Source organism: Paenibacillus lentus, assembly GCF_042714055.1.
Taxonomy (GTDB): Bacteria; Bacillota; Bacilli; order Paenibacillales; family Paenibacillaceae; genus Fontibacillus; species Fontibacillus lentus_A.
Genome location: NZ_JBHGVC010000034.1, coordinates 1 through 1397, shown reverse-complemented (window position 1 = coordinate 1397; position 1397 = coordinate 1). Strand labels below are relative to the sequence as shown.

The 1397-nt window shown below is 46.2% G+C and carries 1 protein-coding gene; it reads left to right on the top strand.

Annotated features, from left to right (window positions below; all coding sequences use genetic code 11):
- Positions 1-141: 141 nt before the first annotated feature.
- On the top strand, positions 142-1397 hold a 1256-nt coding region (locus ACE3MQ_RS27250), incomplete at its 3' end, for an IS3 family transposase (protein WP_379398772.1).

Below are 1397 nucleotides of genomic sequence, written 5' to 3'. Positions count from 1 at the left end.
GACACTTTGAAAAAAGTGACCCTCTTACGGGTCATTTGTGTTTTAATCAGAATAACGAGGACAGCGAGGTTAAACATTATGAAAAATTCGAGGATCAAGTTTTCTGCGGAAGACATACGACAATTAGAGGGTAGCCCTAACGTGAAACAGATCTCTGAGAAGAGTGTCACGTACTCTCCAACTTTTAAGTTGGCGTCCGTGCAGGCATATTACGATGGAGCGGCACCCATAGAGATATTCATCAACGGCGGCTTTGACATGGCGGTAATTGGTTCCAAAACGCCTAAATGGTGCTTACAACGATGGCGTACCGCTTATGCAAAATACGGGGAGGTAGGGCTGCTGGAAGAGCGCAGAGGCAAGGGTTCACCTGGAAGGAAGCCTGCTGGAGAGATGTCGGTAGAGGAAAAGCTACAGAAGGCCGAAGCAAGAATTAAACTTCTTGAAGCGGAGAATGAGTTGCTAAAAAAGCTCGAAGCGCTCGAAAGAAGAAATCGTAATACATTCTCCTCTTCCGAGCGCTTTCAACTCATTCAGCACGTTATTCACAACTATGAATTGAAGGGCATGACGAGATACCTGTGCCAACTTGCAGAAGTCAGCAGGAGTGGATTCTATCGCTGGCTGTCTGCCGAAGAGTGTAGGCAACGGCAGGACCAGGCGGACGAGCATGAGCTCCAACGGATAAAGTTTCACTTTGATGCTCTGGATGGCAAGGCAGGTGCGCTGGTCATTAAAATGCGGCTGGAAAAAATCGATGGTATTATCATGAATCATAAGAAGATTCGTCGTTTAATGCGTAAATATCGCCTAGTTGCGAAGGTTCGCCAAGCTAACCCTTACCGCAAGATGGCTAAGGCAACACATGAGCACTCCACTTGCCCTAATCTTTTGGAGCGCCGTTTCGATCAGGGAGAGCCGCAAAAAGTGCTCCTAACAGATATAACCTATATGCGTTATGGCAGGGGCAAGTGGGCGTATCTCTCCTGTGTGAAGGATGGCGCTACGAAGGAGATCCTCGCTCACTATCTATCCTCTTCACTGGAACTATCTATTGTGGAGAGAACCTTAGCTCTTCTCACAGATCGCCTCTCGGGCAATATTCATCCCGAGGCCATTTTCCATTCCGACCAAGGGATGCACTATACGCACGCTAGGATACGAAATCTAATTAAGGGATACGGTTTCAAGCAATCCATGTCCCGTAAAGGGAATTGTTGGGATAATGCCCCTATGGAATCATTTTTTGGGCACTTAAAAGATGAACTTGATTACCGATACTGCGATTCAATTGAGGAACTACGCTTACGTGTCGATCAATACATTTCAACCTACAATACTGAACGTTATCAGTGGACATTAAAAAGGATGACCCCTGAAGAATACAGGAATCATCT